This is a genomic window from Candidatus Accumulibacter propinquus, assembly GCF_056856495.1.
In genome coordinates this window covers 423,451-440,256 of record NZ_JBSEHC010000002.1, presented here as the reverse complement: position 1 = coordinate 440,256, position 16,806 = coordinate 423,451, and the positions used below count along the sequence as shown (strand labels likewise).

Sequence of the window (16,806 nt, the reverse complement as noted above, 5' to 3'; positions counted from 1 at the left end):
GCTATCGCAGCCAGAACAACGACCGCCGCCGGACGCGGTCGAGCAAGGTCATCGCCAGGAAGGTCACCAGGCCGGTATAGAGGATGCCGGCGACCATCCGGGGATAGTCGGCGAAGTCTGCGTAATACTGGACAAAGCGGCCAAGACCGGCGTTGGCGCCGAACAACTCGGCAACGGTGAGCAGGATGAACGAGAAGGCGAGGCCTACCGCCATGCCGGTGAAAATGTGCGGCAGCGCCGCCGGGAAGACCACGCGCCGCTGATATTCGAAACCCTGCAGCCCGAGAATGCGGGCATTGTCCCGATAGCGCTGCTCGAGCGCATGCGCGCCGGCAACGGCATTCTGGAAAATCGGCCAAAAGGCGCCGATGAAGACGACGAAGATCGCCGACAACCTGAAAGTCGGCAGAATGGCAATCGCATAGGGAATATAAACCGTCGGCGGTACCGGCCCGGCAACCTTGGCAAAAGGCAGGAACATCCGCTGCAGCCGCAGCGACGTCCCCACCGCCAGCCCCGTGACGATGCCCAGCAGCGTCGCCAGGGCGAATCCGGGGAGCAGGATGGTCAGCGACGACAGGGTTCCCGCCCACAGTTCAGGCAGCGATTCCCAGAGGGCTCTGGCGGTGATCAGTGGCGATGGCAGCAGCGGGTTGTCGCCCAGCGGCAGATAGACTGATGCGACCGACCAGGCAAGCAGAAGCACGACCCAGACGGCTACGCTTTCCAGCGCACGACCAGGCCAGCCGGGGGCGGCAAGGGGCGGCCCGTCCAATGCTCCAGACAACGGCTGGGCCGGCAGATCCTGGTTCGCCAGGGCGATATAGTCGCTCATCCGAGTTTCTCCTCAAATACTTTCAGGTCGCGTCCGAACAGATGGGTCAGCGCGTCACGACGACGCGGGCACGCGCCCTGATTCAGGCAGCCCTGAGTCGCTGTAGGGTATCCTGCACCAGCGTCGCGGCCACCTGTTCCCGCAGTGCATGCAGGCTGTGGCTGTCGAGCAGACTGCAGCGCTCGCGTGGCCGCGCCAGCGGCACCGGCAGGTCGGCAATCAGCCGGCCGGGCGACGATCCGAGGACGATCAGGCGGTCCCCGAGGTAGATCGCCTCGTCTACGTCATGGGTGACGAAAACGATGGTCTTGCGCGGTGTCGCGAGTTCCCAGGCTGCCAGCAGCAGGTCCTGCAAACGCGCCCGGTTCACCGGATCGAGCGCCCCGAAGGGTTCGTCCATCAAAAGTAGTGGCGAACCCAGGGCCAATGCACGCGCAATGGCGGCGCGCTGACGCATGCCACCCGACAGTTCGCCAGGGTATTTGCCGATCGCCGCGGCCAGCCCAAATTGCCTGAGGTAGCCTCGCGCCTCACTCAGGCGCTCGGCTTTCCGGATGCCGGGCTTGGCCTTGGCAATGGCGATCTCGACGTTATCGACCACCGACAGCCAGGGAAACAGCGCGTAGTCCTGAAAAACCACGCCGCGCTCAAGGCTGGGGCCGCATACCGGCACCCCGTTCCAGGACAAGCGGCCGCTGGAGACCTCGTTCAGACCGGCCGCCAGTCGCAGCAAGGTGGTTTTCCCCGACCCGCTGGCCCCCAGCAGGCTGACGAACTGGCCTTCCGGGATATGAACATGGATATCCTGGAGGACCGGCGTGGCGTCGTAGGCGAAGCTGACACCCTCCAGCTTGAGACCGAGTCCCATCAGGCGTCCTTCTGCCGGAATTCCTTCTGCAGCTTCTTCCAGAAGGGATCGCCGGGGTTCTCCCTGGCCAGCTGGTTCAACACCTTTTCGTAGACACGCACGTCGATCGCGGCGTCGAGGTCGGGCTTGGCGGTGATGAACTCGCTATTCAACATCACCTCGGCGAAATGCTTCACGCCCTTGACGTCGGGATCGCTGGACTGGTCAAGATATTGCGAGTAGTAGCCACGCCAGAGCAACTGGCGATCGATCTTGACGTACCGGGCAATCGATTCGATGGTTTCCTTCTTGTTCTCGACCGCGAACTTTTCGGCCTGCAGGATGGCACGCAGGAATTTCTCCCAGGTTACCGGGTTCTTCAGGCTGGCCTCGGTGACCACCAGACGGCAGCACGGATGGCCGGGTTGCAGGTCGGTGGAGTGAATGACCACCCGCAGCCCCTGGTCTTCGGCCCGCAGGTCATGCGGTCCCCACACCAGCCCTGCGTCGACCTGGCCCGACTTGACCGCCTCGATCACTGCCGCCGGGTTCTTCAGTTCGAAGATCTGCACATCGCTCTTCCAGTTGATACCCTTGTCCTTGAGAGCGCCGCGCAGCACGGCATCGCCCGAAGCCATGCGCACGGTGGCGATCTTCTTGCCCCGCAGATCGGCCACGCCGGCGATCTTGCCGGCGTTCGCCGGCGTGGCGATCAGTGCGGCATCACCGCCCATGATGCCGCCGATGATCTTGATCTTTGCCCCCTTGGAGATGTGGGCCACCGGTGCCGTGGTCCCGAAGGCGCCGATGTCGAGTTTGCCGGCAACGATGGCGTTGAGCCCATCGGCGGAGTTCTGGAACTCGATCAGTTCGACGTCCAGTCCTTCCCTGGCGAACAGACCCTGCTCCTTGGCAATGAAGAACTTGGCATGGCCGGTGACCGGCAGATAACCGACCTTGAGGGTATCCGCCACAGCGTTGCCGAGGCCTGCGACCAGCACGAGCGCAGCCAGAAGCTGTCGCCGTGTCCTGAAACCGATCATCGCTCTCTCCTGAAGACGTGAAAATTCACAACGGGAATGTAATCCCCACGCTTGCTCGTAGAAAACGATGCATTTCTTCGATCCTTATACCCCCACCGGTTCGGATCTCGACACCCCTCGTCGCTGTCGCCTGCGGCAATTGGTCACTTCCGCCATGCCCAAACCAAATGCTATCTTGCCGCGCTTTACCGTTTGGGAATCAGTCATGGCCGGACACCTGAAGATTCAGTCGATCTCGTCACTCGTCGCGATCGTATTTTGTAATGCTCTTGTTGCAGAAGAAAACGTTGCGGCGCTATCGACGATCGAGGTGCGGGGCGATGTCGACAACGGCTACGTCGCCAAGCGAGCCAACTCCGCGACGAAGACCGATACGCCGATTCTGGACACTCCGATGGCAATCCAGGTGATCACACGCGACGTGCTTGACGACCAGCAAACCCTGTCGATTCAGGAAGCGGTGAAGAACGTCAGTGGCGTTCAGACGCCGCCTGGTGTCTATTATGACAATTTCCTTATCCGGGGCTTTTCGACCGGCAGCGATACCTTCCGCAACGGGCTGAAGCTCAATGGGGTCATCGGAACGGAAGACATGGCTTTCGTCGACCATGTCGACGTCGTCAAAGGGCCGGCGTCGATGCTTTATGGACGCATCCAACCAGGCGGACTGGTAAACATCGTGACCAGGAAGCCGCAGGACGAAACGGCTGCCAGCCTGCAACAGCAAGTGGGGAGTTGGGGGCTGCTCCGCACTACCGCCGACATCACTGGTCCGGCGAACAAGGACAAGACGCTGCTGTACCGCGTCATGGGGGTTTACGACCAGGCCGACAATTTCATCGACTACCAGCATCACAAGAATGCCGCTGGCGCCGCGTACTTGAGCTGGCTCCCCTCCACCAGCTTCCAGGCCAACCTGCAACTGGAGTACTACGACCAGAAGGTCGCCAACCCTGGATACTCGGCCCAGCAGATCCCGATCATTGGCAATCGGCCTGCCGACGTGCCGAGGCACTGGACGCAGAACGATCCGGTCATGTGGTCGCAGTGGCCCAACACCGTCAAGCGGACGACAGCGGCCTTCGACTGGACTTACGCCTTCAATGACTCATGGAAGTTGACGCAGCGCTTTCTCTACTACACCGCCGACGAGGTCCAGACCTACCTTCTCGCCCAGGCATTCAACGCCCGGACGAACTTGCTCAACCGCCGCATTTCGTACAACCCGGTCAGCCGCGATGAATACTCGACCAATCTGGATCTGACCGGCGAATTCAGAACCGGCAATGTCGGCCACAAGCTTCTGGTGGGCATGGACTGGTTCTCCTACGAATCAGTGTTCAAAGGCTACAACGAGTCCGGGTCGACACTCAATCGCGTCCCCCCGCTCAATATCTTCGCTCCGGTCTACGGAAACATCGACGTTGCGAGGATGCAGGCCTATTTCGATGCGGCTGCCGGCAATGTTCTGAGCCGCGGCAAGTGGCGGGACACGGGTTTTTACGTGCAGGACCAAATTGCCTTTGGTGGTCACTGGGAACTGCTGCTCGGTGGACGCTATGACATTGCCACGAATGACGGCGCAAAGGTCTATGGTGCGGTGAGCGCGGCGTGTTACCCGTATTGCACCGGCGCCCTGGATCAAGGCGTTCCAACCGAACGCAAGTTTTCGCCGCGCGCCGGCCTGCTCTACAAGTTAAGCAATGACGTGTCGGTCTATGGCAGCTATTCCGAGTCGTTTGGCAACTCCATTTCGAGCGCCTCGTCGTTCTCCGGATCGTCTCTCCCGCCGCAGGAGGGAGTGCAGTACGAACTTGGAGCCAAGGCCAGTCTGATGGGAGGCAGGGTCACTACATCCGCGACGCTGTTCGATCTCTACCTGCGCAATCGCCCGACAGCGGACCCGCTGCATCCCGGTTTCGTGGTCGCGGTCGGAGAAGTCCGCAGCCGTGGCTTCGAATTCGATGTCGCCGGGCAAGTCAGCAACCATGTGAGCCTGATCGGCAGCTATACCTACGATCACGCGGTGATCACCAAGGACAACGCCACGGGTGCCAGCGCTATCGAGGGTCACCGCTGGTTTGGCGTGCCGTTGAATTCCGCCAGTTTGTGGGCCAAGTACGATACGGCTCCCGGTGCGACCGCGGGATGGGCGTTCGGTGCAGGAGCCTATCTGAACGGTCAGCGTCAAGGCAACAACACCAACACCTTCCAGTTACCGGGCTATGCGCGCTTCGACGCGATGCTGGCTTATCGCACCAGGGCGGGTGGGAAGCCGGTAAGCCTGCAGTTGAACGTGCAAAACCTGTTCGACAAGACCTATTTCGAGAATACTGATGGTGGTGTGTATTCCGCCTACGGTGCGCCGCGCTCGGTCATCGGATCGGCCAGGATTGAGCTCTGAACCCCGCATGCCGTCCTTGTTGCCGACTGGACGAACGGGGCGATTCTCGGCCCGTTCCCGACGCAAGCTATGGCGGGAAGTTCATTTCTGGCTCGGGCTGGTGGCCGGTACCACCCTGGTCGTCATTGGCCTGACCGGCAGTCTGTTGGTTTACTTCAAGGAAATCGACGCCTGGCTCAATCCTCAGTTACAGATAGTCGCAGCTCCGCCCGCAGGGCGGGCTGCCTACCGCCCAATTTCCGAAATTGTCGCTGCGGCCCGTGCGGCAATCCCCACGGGGGCACAGCTCGGCTTCACCTACTATCCGCGCAACGAGGAGACCGCGTTCTGGTTTTTTTACTCTATGGGAAAGGGCTCGCAGTCGGGTGGCTCGGACACGCTCAACGTGTTTGTCAACCCCTACACCGCGCAGGTGACGGGGACACGGGTGTGGTATTCGGCAGAAAGTCCGTTCAAGAACTGCCTGATGGGCTTCATTTTCAAGCTCCACTACGCGTTGCTCCTGGGTACGCCGGGAAACACCCTGGTCGGCATTCTCTGTGTCTTCTTCATCATATCGTCACTGACCGGGCTGATCCTGTGGTGGCCAATCACTGGCAAGTGGCGACAAGCCTTCCTGTTCAAGAAGCAGGCGAGCAGCGAGCGCCTGAACCACGACCTGCACAAGCTCTCCGGTTTCTATAGCCTGGTGGTGTTGCTGGCGGTTCTGGTTTCCGGGGTGTACTTCAATCTGGGACCACAGTTTCGCTGGCTGGTCGAATTGTTCGCCCCGGTGACGCACCGGCCGGACATCGTCGGGAAACAGCAGGCGCATGGGACCACGATTTCGATCGACCGGGTCGAGGAGGTCGTCCACCAGCGATTTCCCGACGGACAATGGTTTGCCTTCTCACTGCCGCCACAGACCAGCGCGATGCCCGGCAATCGCCCACTGCCCTACATGGTGGCCCAGCTGGTTCCGAGCGCTTGGGGCTTCGTCGGCCGCCGCGAGATCATCGTCGACCAGTACTCTGGCGAGATCCTGCATGTTGGTGATCCTTTTCGCGGGCGCGGTGGCGACGTCTTCATTCAGTGGCAGTGGCCGCTGCATTCCGGCTACGCGCTCGGGATGCCGGGACGCATTCTGGTGCTGATTGCGGGTATTGTCTGTGCTGTGCTCTACGTCACCGGGATCATCCGCTGGCTGCAGAAGCGGCGTGCCTCCCGGCTCGCCGAACGACGCCGCTGCGCGCTGCCGATCCCGATGAGCGAAGCGCGTTCCTGAGATGTCTCTTCGCCTTCTACCAATGGACCGCTGGGTGGGTCTACTGGTGGTCGTGGTGCTGCACGCCGCCGTGTTATGGGGCCTGTGGAGCCACCGCCTGATTCCCCCACCGCATGCTGCGGCGACGCTTTTCGTCAACTTCATCGCGCCGCCTCAACCCGCGAAAGCAGCGGCACCGAAACCACTGCCGCCTCCGACCAGGGTCATGGTTCGGCAGGTCGACAGACCCAAACCCCGGACACTGGCGGTCGAGACGCAGGCCATCGCGCCTGCCGAAGTCATTGCTCCGCCGCCGTCCCCAAGGCCGGCGGCGCATGGCGAAGCAGCACCGATGCCGCTGCCGCCAGGGCCCCTGGCCATGTCTTCGGAATTGTCGGTAAGCTGCCCTGAACGTCCCGCTCCCCACTATCCCGGTCAGTCCCGCCGCGTCGGAGAAAGTGGCCTGGTCGTGCTGCGTGTCGAGTTGAGCGAAAGCGGGCACGTAGCGTCCGCGCGGGTGACGACTTCCAGTGGTCATCTCCGTCTGGACGAAGCGGCTCTCGCCGCCGTGCGCATCTGGCGCTGTGTTCCGGCGACCCGCAACGGCCAACCGGTACGCGCTGTCGCTGTGCAACCCTTCAATTTCATTCTGCCAGGAAGCTGACTTATGGAACATGCAGTCGTCGATGGTCTGGGCTTTGCCCATTTTCTGACTCAAACCGATTCGGTGGGCAGGATCGTCCTCGGGACACTGCTGATCCTTTCGTTTGCCAGCTGGTACTTGATCGTTACCCGGACACTGACCAACACCCTCGCGCAGCGTCGCGCCGACGCTTTTCTCAAGCGCTTCTGGCAGGCATCGTCACTAGCCAGCGTGGACGAGATCCTGCGTACCCAACGCGCCGAAAACGCTTTTGCGACCCTCGCAAGGCGGTCCCTGGAAGCATTTGGGGACGCGGCGCGGAACGGCGATACTCTGGCCGCCGCCGGTGGCATGGCGCAATACCTGACGCGAAGCTTGAACAATGAAGTGGACCGGGAAGCGGCGCAAGTGGAGTACGGGCTGACGGTTCTTGCTTCGGCAGGTTCCGCGGCACCCTATATCGGGCTTTTCGGCACCGTCTGGGGCATCTACCATGCCCTGGTGCAAATCGGCATGAGCGGGCAAGGCACGCTGGACAAGGTGGCCGGGCCGGTCGGGGAGGCGCTGATCATGACTGCCCTTGGACTAGCCGTGGCAATTCCCGCGGTGCTTGCCTATAACGCTCTGAACCGGCGCAATCGGATGTGGCTCGCCCGCCTGGAATCCTTCGCCCATGATCTGTACGTGCTGCTGACGGTGAGAGGCGGCGAGGGCCACCGACCTATCGCAGACGCCGCTGGGCGAGAGGAATAAGCGATGGCCAGAGGAAATTTCAACCGCCATGGCAGTGCCAGATTACCTCTGGCGGAGATGAACGTGGTGCCCTTGGTGGACGTGATGCTGGTATTGCTGGTCATCTTCATCGTCACTGCCCCACTACTCACGCACGCGGTCAAGATCGACCTCCCGAAGGCATCGTCGCGGGTAAATGTCACCAAACCGGAACACATCGAGCTCGGCATTCGCGAGAGCGGTGAACTGTTCTGGAACGGCGAGGCGTTAACGACCGACGAGCTGACGCCACGCTTTGCGGCCGCCGCCACCACCGAGCCGCAGCCGGAGCTTCACATCCGGGCAGACCGGCACGCACATTACGAGGCAATTGCCCGGGTCATGGCCGCAGCCGCCAGGGCCGGCCTGATCCGGATAGGCTTCGTATCGGAACCGGACGAGCGCGCATCCGGCAGCGACAAAGTGCTCTAGCCCAACGTGCTGCGGCTGGCAGCCGATCTCAACCGGAGCACGACTGGCGCCTGTTGCGGGCAGCACTCACCGGAGCACGAAGGCTGGCGTCTCGCTTCAGACCGAGCACATGCGATGCTCGACGGCAGCGCGCTGCGCCAACGACCACTCACTCGCCGCCGTTCTTGTTCTGGATCAATGCCTTGAGGTTGGCTTCGCCGAGGTCTGGGCAGACCTTTTCGATGAACGCCAGGGCGTAGCTGCGCAGGTAGATTCCCCGCCGAACGGCGAGGCGGGTCGTGCTTTCAGGGAACAGGTGTGGTGCCGGAATCAGCGCCAGGTTGCGGTCCTTGACTGGATCGTAGGCCATCGAAGCGACGATGCCGACACCGAGATCGAGCTCGACGTAAGTCTTGATCACATCGGCGTCGATTGCCGATAACACGATGTCGGGCATCACGCCGGCGTCGGCAAAGGCCCGGTCGATGTGCGTCCGGCCGGTAAACCCCTCGTGATAGGTGATGATCGGATAGTCGCCGATCTGCTCCAGAGTCAGCTTCTCGACCTGCAGCAGCGGGTGGCCGTGCGGAACGATCAGCGCGTGGTGCCAGCTGTAGAAGGGAAAGGTCGCCAGTTCCGGGACCCTGTCCAGGCGCTCGGTAGCGATGCCGACATCGGCTTCGCCCGACACCAGCTTTTCGGCGATGTCCACCGGACTTCCCTGGTGCAGCGCCAGATGCACGCGTGGATAGTCGGTCTTGAACCACTTGATGATCTGCGGCAGCGCGTAGCGCGCCTGGGTGTGGGTGGTGGCCACCACGAAGTGGCCGGTTTCGCGGCTGGCAAACTGATCGGCGATGCGGCGCAGGTTCTGGGTGTCGAATAGAATGCGATCGACCACCTCGGCGAGTTCCTTGCCCGGCTCGGTCAACCCCAGCAGACGCTTGCCGCGGCGCACGAAGATCTCGATCCCGAGTTCGTCCTCGAGATCCTTGATGTGCTTGCTGACCCCCGGTTGCGAGGTATACAGCGCGTTGGCCACTTCGGTCAGGTTGAAATCCTGACGCAGGGTTTCGCGAATGATGCGCAGTTGCTGAAAGTTCATTGCCTTGCTTCAGGCCGCCTGGGCTTCGCTGGGGAAGACCCGGATGTGGCGTGGGCGCAGCGATACCTGGTCTCCTTCCGAGAGCCCCAGCAGGCGAAATGCCTCGCGGCCAATGGTCACCTCGATCAGTTCGCCGTCATGGTGGGTGAGCTCGATCTGGGCACTCGGGCCCACGGAAACGATGCGCACGATGCGCGCCGGCAAACCCCCTCGAGCCTCCCAGCCGGGCACCAGGTCGAACTCGTGCGGCCGCACGAAAGCCACCGCCTTGCCGTCGCTGCCGTCGGTCGAGCCGAGTGCCAGCGCGTCATCGCCGACATGCAGGTGCCCATTTTCGACGCGGCCGTGGAACAGATTGACCGATCCGAGGAAGTTGGCGACGAAAGGCGTCGCCGGATGGTCGTAGACCGACTCCGGCGTCCCGATCTGTTCGACCTTGCCCTTGTTGATCACCACCACCCGGTCGGAAACCTCCAGGGCCTCCTCCTGGTCGTGCGTGACGAAGACGCTGGTAACGTGAATTTCGTCGTGTAACTGCCGCAGCCAGCGCCGCAGCTCCTTGCGCACCTTGGCGTCGAGGGCACCGAAAGGCTCGTCGAGGAGCAACACCTTGGGCTCGACCGCCAGCGCGCGCGCCAGGGCAATGCGCTGGCGCTGGCCACCGGAAAGCTGTGACGGATAACGGTCCGCGAGCCAGTCGAGTTGCACCAGTTCGAGCAGGCGCTTGACCCGCCGCTTGATTTCGGCTTCGCTGGGACGCAACCGCCGCGGCTTGACGCGCAGGCCGAAGGCGACATTGTCGGCAACGCTCATGTGGCGGAACAATGCGTAGTGCTGGAAGACGAAGCCCACGTGCCGGTCACGCACGTGACGGGCCGAAGCGTCGTCGCCTTCGAGCAGGATCTGACCCTGGTCGGCGAAATCAAGACCGGCGATGATCCGCAGCAGCGTCGTCTTGCCGCAGCCGGAGGGCCCGAGAAGAGCGACCAGCTCGCCGGAAGGGATGTCGATCGAGACGTCGTCGAGCGCCTTGAAGGCGCCGAACTGCTTGCTGATGTTACGGATCGCAATACTCATCAATCATTCTCCGGAAGGGGTGTCGATGTCCTGCAATTGGCGACGTGTCTGACGTTCGACCAGCGTCTTCAGGCCCAGGGTGATGATCGCCAGCACGGCCAGCAGGGAGGCCACGGCAAAGGCCGCGGCGTAGTTGTATTCGTTGTAGAGAATCTCGACGTGCAGGGGCATGGTGTTGGTCTGGCCGCGGATGTGCCCGGAAACCACCGACACCGCTCCGAACTCGCCCATCGCGCGCGCGTTGCAGAGGATCACGCCGTACAATAATCCCCATTTGATGTTCGGCAGCGTGGTGTATCGGAAGACCTGCCAGCCGGACGCACCGAGAACGACGGCCGCCTCCTCTTCCTCGCTCCCCTGCGCTTCCATCAACGGAATCAGTTCCCGGGCGACAAACGGAAAGGTGACGAAGATCGTCGCCAGGACGATGCCCGGCACGGCGAAAATGATCTTGATGTCGTGTTCGTAGAACCAGGGGCCAAACCAGCCTTGCGCGCCGAACATCAGCACGTAGATCAGGCCCGAGATCACCGGCGAAACCGAAAAGGGCAGATCGATCAGGGTGATCAGCACGCGCTTGCCGCGAAACTCGAACTTGGCAATGGCCCACGAAGCGGCCAAGCCGAACACCAGGTTCAGCGGCACGGCGATCACCGCGACCAGCAAGGTCAGCTTGATCGCCGACCAGGCGTCAGGGTTGACCATGGCGTCGAAATACGCGCCCCAGCCCTTGCGCAGACCTTCGGCGAAAACCGTGCCCAAGGGCAACAGCAGGAAGACGCTGAAGAAAGTCAGCGCGACGCTGACCAGCACCACCTTGACCCACGCCGGTTCGCGGGTGCTTGCGGTTTCCTGGCGCTCCAGGCTGCCCGCATGCAGTGCAATACTCGCGCTCATTTCAGGCTCCTTTGGCGTAGCGGTTCTGCATCCATCCCTGCAGGCCGTTGATGATCAGCAGGAGGACAAAGGAGATGATCAACATCACCGAAGCCACGGCGGTGGCACCGGCGTAGTCGTACTGCTCCAGTTTGGTGATGATCATCAATGGTGTGATTTCGGAGACCATCGGCACGTTGCCGGCGATGAAAATGACCGAGCCGTATTCCCCGACCGCCCGCGCAAAGGCCATGGCGAAGCCGGTCAGCAAGGCGGGCGCGATGTGCGGCAGGATGATCTTGTAGAAGGTCTGCCAGCGCGAGGCGCCGAGACCGGCGGCGGCCTCCTCGACTTCCTTTTCGAGGTCGGCGAGCACCGGCTGCACCGTGCGCACGACAAACGGCAGACCGATGAACACCAGCGCCAGCAGCACGCCCTTGGGGGTATAGGCAATCTCGACACCCAGGGGCTCGAGCAGCTTGCCGACCGGACCGTTCTGCGAATAGATCGTCGCCAGGGCGATGCCCGCCACCGCTGTCGGCAGCGCGAAGGGCAGATCGACCAGCGAATCGACCAGGCCCTTGCCGGGAAAGCGGTAGCGCACCAGAACCCATGCAAAGATCAGACCGAAGACGACGTTGATGCCCGCCGCCAGCAAGGAAGCGCCGAAACTCAATTGATACGAGGCCACCACGCGCGGACTGCTCACCGCCGCCCAGAAGGCATCCCAGCCGAGGGTGAAGGTTTTCGCGCCCACCGCCGTGAGCGGAATGACGACGATGATGGCCAGGTAGACCAGGGTGTAGCCCATCGCCAGGCCAAACCCCGGCAAGGGGCTGAATCTCCTCAGGCTGGCCATGCGTGACTCCCGAAAAACACTTGGATCATTCTCAACTCCTGCTGCAACGCAACATGACATGCCGCCAGTCTACGAGCAAGCAGGTTATGAAGAGAAATACTTAAATGTGAGAACTTAATGCATTTTCGTAATATAGACGGGGCTGAATGCCAGTATCCTCAGCCCCGTCGCCGAGAACTCAGCGTTTGCCGCCAGGGACGTAAAGCTGGTCGAAGATGCCACCATCGGAGAAGTGGGTCTTCTGGGCGTTGCGCCAGCCGCCGAAGGTGTCGTCGATGGTCACCAGGTTGACCTTGCCGAACTGCCTGGCGTACTTCGCCGCGATCCTGGCGTCGCGCGGGCGGTAGTAATGCCTGGCGGCAATGTCCTGGCCTTCGGGGGAATACAGGTATTCGAGGTAGGCCTGCGCGACCTTGCGCGTGGCGCGCTTGTCGACCACCTTGTCGACCACCGACACCGGCGGCTCGGCGAGAATCGACAGCGACGGCGTGACGATCTCGAACTTGTCCGGACCAAGTTCCTTGATCGCCAGATAGGCTTCGTTCTCCCAGGCGATCAGGACATCGCCGATACCCCGCTCGACGAAGGTGGTGGTCGAGCCGCGCGCGCCGGAATCGAGGACCTTGACGTTGCCATAGATCTGGCCGACGAATTCCCGGGCTTTCGCTTCACTGCCTCCGGACTGTTTCAGCGCGTACGCCCAGGCCGCCAGGTAGTTCCAGCGCGCGCCACCGGACGTCTTGGGGTTGGGGGTAACGATAGCGACGCCCGGCTTGCTCAGATCGCTCCAGTCCTTGATGGCCTTGGGATTGCCTTTGCGGACCAGGAAGACGATCGTCGAGGTGTAGGGCGCCGCGTTGTTGGGCAGGCGCTTCTGCCAGTCGAGCGGCAAGATGCCCCGGTCGGCGATGGCGTCGATGTCGTAGGCCAGAGCCAGGGTGACCACGTCCGCGTCGATGCCGTCGATCACCGATCGGGCCTGCTTCCCCGAACCGCCGTGCGAAGCGTTGACCTTGACGGTGTCGCCGGTCTTCCCTTGCCAATACCTGGAAAAAGCCGCGTTGAAGTCCTGATACAACTCGCGCGTCGGGTCGTAGGAAACGTTCAGGATGGCGATCTCGGCGGCGTTCGCATTGCCGAGCAGCAGGGCGCCGGCCAGCAGGCCGGCGAACAGACGTTGCATATTCATGGGGACTCCGTTCAGTCAAGGGATGGCGCGGAGTCTAGAAAAGCGGCGCGGCGAAACGAACGAATCTTTGCTTATTAGCTTATATGCAGGTTTTCCGATGCCTCGGTCTGCGGACCGCCATACTCATTTCCCGTGTCGGCTTGCTGGTTGGGAAGCACGGTAAAACCGTGGGTCTGGAGCACATGTAGTTGCGGCGAGATTAAACACGATCACCGGCAAGCCGTCACCGAAGGTGGAGATCTACCACTTCTGTGACGCCCTGTTCGCTCGTGAACTCCTCGATTACAGCCTGGAATTCGTGGTCTTGATGCCTTGCCGTATCGCCGTCGTCGAAGTCTCCCAGCAAAAAATTGGGTTGACCATGCTCGACTGGGATGTGCGTTGGACTGAAAGGGTTGAGCAAAGCCCGACCGAGAGAGTCGAGGGATCCGTGCTGCTGCGGCGAACCACTTTTTTCTGCAATGCATATCACCGAGCGCAAACGGAGACCGCCTGCAGCAGCCTCCCGACCGCCCCGAAATCGATCACGAAGCGAACCCGCACGTATTCCTCGAACACGTCGCACCGCCATGTTCCTGGTGAATTCCGGCGTCAGCGTGGCCAAATCGCCGAGAGGTGCCACCGAAATCGATTTCGAAATCCAGGCGGTGAAGTTCTCGCCCAGGCGTCCGGATGGCAGGTTCTATAGCGCCACGGTGATTTACGGCGGTTTGTGGGGTCTGGCCGGCGTATGGGATAGTGCTTCGCCAGGTGCTGCGGGGGCTCTGGCGGTGGGTGCCTTCGACGCTTATCGCTGGTTGACGTCCGAGTGGGCTTCCGGCCCGACACCGCAAATGGAAGTGATCGTCACGGTTTCGGCGAGCGACGGCAACCAGTACCTTGGCCGCGCGACGAACGTTTACTACGTGGCTGACAGCGATGCCTTGTTGTATGCGCCGCCGCCAGTGCTGTACAACATCCCGGTGAGAGGTGGCGAATGAGGACGCGGACAGTAGGGGTGGTCGGAGCCCTTGTCACTGCGACCTTGCTGGCCGGTTGTGCCACCGACGTACCGCGGGTTCCGGAGATCACTTACGAGCAAGCGGCCAAAAGTGAGCTGGTGGCGACCAACTATCGCGCGGCCGATGCGCTGATGGCGCAGTTTGGTGGTGGCCCAGCCGACGGGCCGTTGATCGTGGCGACGGTGGTCAATATCGACGCCCTCGATCAATCCTCGACGCTTGGCCGCCTGATTTCGGAACAGGTGTCGGCACGCTTTTCGCAGCGTGGATTCTCGATGATCGAGATGAAGTTCCGCAGCGCCGTGTATATGAAACGCGGCGAAGGGGAACTGGTCCTGACACGGGAAATCAATGATGTCGCGAAGTCGAACAAGGCGCAGGCAGTGATTGTCGGGAGCTATGCCACGGCCGCGAACGGCGTGTACATCAACATGAAGATCGTCCAGCCGGGCAGCAACACCGTGCTTTCGGCATACGACTACGTGTTGCCGGCAAACAACGAGATTCGCAGCATGCTCGGACGCAATACCGGAAGATGAGGGATCAGGCGCACTGATCAGGAGCCGCCGTCAGGCGGCTTTTTTTGCGCCTGTCGCAGCGCCTCTGCGTGGCATTGGCAACCCTTGCTCTGCGGCAGTCCGCTGCGGGACAATCGCTCTGCGCGCCGCACGCCGCGAAACTCATTCTCCTGCGCAACCTTCGAACCGGATCCAGCCCACTTAGGTGATATCCCCAATTCTTCATACCGTTGTGTGCGATACTTTTAGCCGATTCTGCGATTGGAGGTCTTGCGAATGGGAGTCGCCACGGTAGCGGAAAGGAAGATTTCTCTTGAAGCCGAGCACCTGGAAGATATCCGGCTTGCTGCGAGCAAGATGACGGGGGCGAGGCGCAGGGCGTTTCAGGCGGAGATGGCGTTGAAATATTGTAGTGGCAGTGCTCGGCGTGCCGAGGAGGTATTCGGCTGGAGTCGGCAGGCCGTGCAGCTCGGTCTGCATGAGAAACGTACGGGTATCATCTGTCTGGGGCTGCACGCGTTCTGCTGCGGTGCGAAATTGTGGGAGAAGAAACACCCCGAGGTGGCGCAAGCCCTGTGGGAACTGGCGGAAAGTCATGCGCAACAAGACCCGACTTTTCGTACGACCGTGTCGTTCACCCGCCTGACGGCGGAGGAAGCCATCAAGCAGTTGCGAGCACAGGGATTTGCGGACGATGTCCTGCCTTCCCGAAGCGGTATGTCGAAAGTGTTGAATCGCAACGGGTACCGGTTGCGCCCGGTGCTCAAGGCCAAACCCCAAAAAAAGTCCCTGAAACCGACGCCATTTTCGCCAACATCCGGGAACGTGACCGCGATAGCCAAGACGAAGCCGTCATGCGCCTGAGCATGGACTGCAAGGCGACGGTGAAGATTGGCGACTACTCGCGTGGCGGCAAGACGCGGGGTGACCACCGGGCTGCCGACCACGACATGGGGTGCGAGGAAAAACACACGCCGTTTGGTGTCGTCAATGAAGACAGTGGGTCTCTCCATCTGTCCTTCGGAAGCTCGGCGAAGACCAGCGATTTCATCATCGACAGTCTCTACGCCTGGTGGGAGCGTCAAGCACCCGAGGAGCGTGCTCGCGTCACACACCTCCAGATCAAGGCCGATAACGGACCGGAGAGCAATGGCCGGCGTACGCAATTCCTCAAGCGCATGGTCCAGTTCGCCGATCACATCGGCAGGTCCATCCGCCTCCTCTACTATCCGCCATACCACAGCAAATACAATCCGGTGGAGCGTTGCTGGGGAATCCTGGAAAAGCACTGGAACGGTGCCAAGCTGACCGATACCCAAACGATGCTGGAGTGGGCCAAGACCATGACCTGGAAAGGCGTTCATCCCGTCGTCGAACTGAGCCGCACGGTCTACGAGAAAGGAGTCACGGTGGCCAAGGAGGCTATGCAATCGGTCGAGTCCCGGCTGGAACGTCACCCGCTCCTACCCAAGTGGGACATCTTGATCCGACCAGTCAGCACGGTATGAACTATCGTAGAAATCACCTTATGCTCAGTATCGAATTCGAATCGGCGAAGTTCCTGCCGTACCTGCCCGAGTCCAGCCAGGCCAACCCCGGCGCCTATGGTTTTGAGCTGGCCCTGTGGCTGTCGCAAGCGCTGATGCGCGCCGGCATCGTGACGAGCTATCCGCTGGGAGAGGATTGGGGCTGGTTCATCGAATACCTCGCCGGCGAGGCCGAGTTCATGATCGGCTGCGGTTCACGGGCCGATGCCGGCGAAGGGTATACCGGCCAGCCCATCGCCTGGCATGTCTTCATCAAGCAGCAGTTGTCGCTCAGGCAGCGGCTGACCGGCGGCGCGGCCCCGCAGGTCGTCGCGACGCTCGCACAGGCGATTCAGGCCGCCCTCGCCGCCGAAGGCATCACGCCGATTGTCGAAGGCGCGGCCTAGACCTGCGTAGTGCCGCGACCGGAACGATTTTCCCGGTTCGACAGGAATTTG

Annotated in this window: 16 protein-coding genes and 2 pseudogenes; 10 read left to right on the top strand and 8 right to left on the bottom strand. The window is 61.7% G+C overall.

From position 1 onward, the window contains the following. Position 1: 1 nt before the first annotated feature. The 3 genes from AC15MQ_RS04530 to AC15MQ_RS04520 form a co-directional block, all read right to left on the bottom strand. Positions 2-835, bottom strand: coding sequence for an ABC transporter permease (locus AC15MQ_RS04530; RefSeq protein WP_287668828.1), 834 nt, complete (start codon positions 833-835; stop codon positions 2-4). 82 nt (positions 836-917) lie between these two features. Further along, positions 918-1,703, bottom strand: a complete 786-nt coding sequence (locus AC15MQ_RS04525; protein WP_287668826.1) for an ABC transporter ATP-binding protein — start codon at positions 1,701-1,703, stop codon at positions 918-920. After that, on the bottom strand, positions 1,703-2,725 hold the full coding sequence (locus AC15MQ_RS04520) for an ABC transporter substrate-binding protein (RefSeq protein WP_287668824.1): 1,023 nt from the start codon (positions 2,723-2,725) through the stop codon (positions 1,703-1,705). Before AC15MQ_RS04520 ends, AC15MQ_RS04525 begins: the two co-directional genes overlap by 1 nt. Before the next feature lie 205 nt (positions 2,726-2,930). On the opposite strand from AC15MQ_RS04520, the gene AC15MQ_RS04515 reads away from it, so the two are divergent. From AC15MQ_RS04515 to AC15MQ_RS04495, 5 genes are read left to right on the top strand one after another with little or no spacing between them, the layout of a single operon-like run. Beyond that, complete coding sequence (locus tag AC15MQ_RS04515; RefSeq protein WP_350495324.1) at positions 2,931-5,129, top strand: TonB-dependent siderophore receptor; 2,199 nt, start codon at positions 2,931-2,933, stop codon at positions 5,127-5,129. Next, positions 5,119-6,393 carry a PepSY-associated TM helix domain-containing protein gene (locus AC15MQ_RS04510; protein ID WP_483079446.1) on the top strand — a complete coding sequence of 425 codons (1,275 nt, stop codon included), beginning with the start codon at positions 5,119-5,121 and terminating at the stop codon, positions 6,391-6,393. The genes AC15MQ_RS04515 and AC15MQ_RS04510 overlap by 11 nt, the downstream gene beginning before the upstream one ends. Before the next feature lie 34 nt (positions 6,394-6,427). Continuing rightward, positions 6,428-7,036 (top strand): energy transducer TonB, encoded by a 609-nt coding sequence (locus tag AC15MQ_RS04505; RefSeq protein WP_287668820.1) that lies wholly within the window; start codon positions 6,428-6,430, stop codon positions 7,034-7,036. Positions 7,037-7,039: 3 nt separating this feature from the next. Further along, positions 7,040-7,768 carry a MotA/TolQ/ExbB proton channel family protein gene (locus AC15MQ_RS04500; protein ID WP_287668818.1) on the top strand — a complete coding sequence of 243 codons (729 nt, stop codon included), beginning with the start codon at positions 7,040-7,042 and terminating at the stop codon, positions 7,766-7,768. A gap of 3 nt (positions 7,769-7,771) precedes the next feature. Then, positions 7,772-8,218 (top strand): ExbD/TolR family protein, encoded by a 447-nt coding sequence (locus AC15MQ_RS04495; protein WP_483079445.1) that lies wholly within the window; start codon positions 7,772-7,774, stop codon positions 8,216-8,218. A gap of 148 nt (positions 8,219-8,366) precedes the next feature. Here AC15MQ_RS04495 and AC15MQ_RS04490 read toward each other — a convergent pair whose 3' ends face one another. The 5 genes from AC15MQ_RS04490 to AC15MQ_RS04470 form a co-directional block, all read right to left on the bottom strand. After that, complete coding sequence (locus AC15MQ_RS04490; protein ID WP_483079444.1) at positions 8,367-9,302, bottom strand: CysB family HTH-type transcriptional regulator; 936 nt, start codon at positions 9,300-9,302, stop codon at positions 8,367-8,369. Between the two features lie 9 nt (positions 9,303-9,311). Beyond that, positions 9,312-10,379, bottom strand: a complete 1,068-nt coding sequence (locus AC15MQ_RS04485; protein ID WP_287651660.1) for a sulfate/molybdate ABC transporter ATP-binding protein — start codon at positions 10,377-10,379, stop codon at positions 9,312-9,314. Positions 10,380-10,382: 3 nt separating this feature from the next. Then, entirely contained in the window at positions 10,383-11,276 is an 894-nt protein-coding gene (gene cysW / locus AC15MQ_RS04480; RefSeq protein ID WP_483079443.1) for a sulfate ABC transporter permease subunit CysW, read from the bottom strand. A 1-nt stretch (position 11,277) separates the two neighbouring features. Next, positions 11,278-12,114: a sulfate ABC transporter permease subunit CysT gene (gene cysT, locus AC15MQ_RS04475; protein WP_483079442.1), complete on the bottom strand. Its 837-nt coding sequence runs from the start codon at positions 12,112-12,114 to the stop codon at positions 11,278-11,280. Positions 12,115-12,292: 178 nt separating this feature from the next. Continuing rightward, the gene (locus tag AC15MQ_RS04470; RefSeq protein WP_483079441.1) at positions 12,293-13,303 is read right to left on the bottom strand and encodes a sulfate ABC transporter substrate-binding protein; all 1,011 of its coding nucleotides are present in this window, start codon (positions 13,301-13,303) and stop codon (positions 12,293-12,295) included. Positions 13,304-13,502: 199 nt separating this feature from the next. On the opposite strand from AC15MQ_RS04470, the pseudogene AC15MQ_RS04465 reads away from it, so the two are divergent. The 5 genes and pseudogenes from AC15MQ_RS04465 to AC15MQ_RS04445 all read left to right on the top strand — a co-directional run. Continuing rightward, a pseudogene (locus AC15MQ_RS04465) lies at positions 13,503-13,991 on the top strand (DUF302 domain-containing protein); the annotation flags it as partial. Continuing rightward, the gene (locus tag AC15MQ_RS04460) at positions 13,873-14,283 is read left to right on the top strand and encodes a hypothetical protein (RefSeq protein WP_332336099.1); all 411 of its coding nucleotides are present in this window, start codon (positions 13,873-13,875) and stop codon (positions 14,281-14,283) included. The pseudogene AC15MQ_RS04465 and the gene AC15MQ_RS04460, both read left to right, overlap by 119 nt. Next, the gene (locus AC15MQ_RS04455) at positions 14,280-14,843 is read left to right on the top strand and encodes a FlgO family outer membrane protein (RefSeq protein WP_483079440.1); all 564 of its coding nucleotides are present in this window, start codon (positions 14,280-14,282) and stop codon (positions 14,841-14,843) included. The genes AC15MQ_RS04460 and AC15MQ_RS04455 overlap by 4 nt, the downstream gene beginning before the upstream one ends. Before the next feature lie 255 nt (positions 14,844-15,098). Then, positions 15,099-16,330, top strand: a pseudogene (locus AC15MQ_RS04450) (ISAzo13 family transposase). Positions 16,331-16,350: 20 nt separating this feature from the next. Continuing rightward, the gene (locus AC15MQ_RS04445; protein ID WP_483079439.1) at positions 16,351-16,755 is read left to right on the top strand and encodes a hypothetical protein; all 405 of its coding nucleotides are present in this window, start codon (positions 16,351-16,353) and stop codon (positions 16,753-16,755) included. The last annotated feature ends 51 nt before the right edge of the window (positions 16,756-16,806 follow it).

What these genes read in the sequence shown, in the direction of transcription:
- AC15MQ_RS04530 (WP_287668828.1), bottom strand. Translation starts at nt 835, where the DNA reads ATGAGCGACTATATCGCCCTGGCGAACCAGGATCTGCCGGCCCAGCCG.
- AC15MQ_RS04525 (WP_287668826.1), bottom strand. Translation starts at nt 1,703, where the DNA reads ATGGGACTCGGTCTCAAGCTGGAGGGTGTCAGCTTCGCCTACGACGCC.
- AC15MQ_RS04520 (WP_287668824.1), bottom strand. Translation starts at nt 2,725, where the DNA reads ATGATCGGTTTCAGGACACGGCGACAGCTTCTGGCTGCGCTCGTGCTG.
- AC15MQ_RS04515 (WP_350495324.1), top strand. Translation starts at nt 2,931, where the DNA reads ATGGCCGGACACCTGAAGATTCAGTCGATCTCGTCACTCGTCGCGATC.
- AC15MQ_RS04500 (WP_287668818.1), top strand. Translation starts at nt 7,040, where the DNA reads ATGGAACATGCAGTCGTCGATGGTCTGGGCTTTGCCCATTTTCTGACT.
- AC15MQ_RS04495 (WP_483079445.1), top strand. Translation starts at nt 7,772, where the DNA reads ATGGCCAGAGGAAATTTCAACCGCCATGGCAGTGCCAGATTACCTCTG.
- AC15MQ_RS04490 (WP_483079444.1), bottom strand. Translation starts at nt 9,302, where the DNA reads ATGAACTTTCAGCAACTGCGCATCATTCGCGAAACCCTGCGTCAGGAT.
- AC15MQ_RS04485 (WP_287651660.1), bottom strand. Translation starts at nt 10,379, where the DNA reads ATGAGTATTGCGATCCGTAACATCAGCAAGCAGTTCGGCGCCTTCAAG.
- cysW (WP_483079443.1), bottom strand. Translation starts at nt 11,276, where the DNA reads ATGAGCGCGAGTATTGCACTGCATGCGGGCAGCCTGGAGCGCCAGGAA.
- cysT (WP_483079442.1), bottom strand. Translation starts at nt 12,114, where the DNA reads ATGGCCAGCCTGAGGAGATTCAGCCCCTTGCCGGGGTTTGGCCTGGCG.
- AC15MQ_RS04470 (WP_483079441.1), bottom strand. Translation starts at nt 13,303, where the DNA reads ATGAATATGCAACGTCTGTTCGCCGGCCTGCTGGCCGGCGCCCTGCTG.
- AC15MQ_RS04460 (WP_332336099.1), top strand. Translation starts at nt 13,873, where the DNA reads ATGTTCCTGGTGAATTCCGGCGTCAGCGTGGCCAAATCGCCGAGAGGT.
- AC15MQ_RS04455 (WP_483079440.1), top strand. Translation starts at nt 14,280, where the DNA reads ATGAGGACGCGGACAGTAGGGGTGGTCGGAGCCCTTGTCACTGCGACC.
- AC15MQ_RS04445 (WP_483079439.1), top strand. Translation starts at nt 16,351, where the DNA reads ATGCTCAGTATCGAATTCGAATCGGCGAAGTTCCTGCCGTACCTGCCC.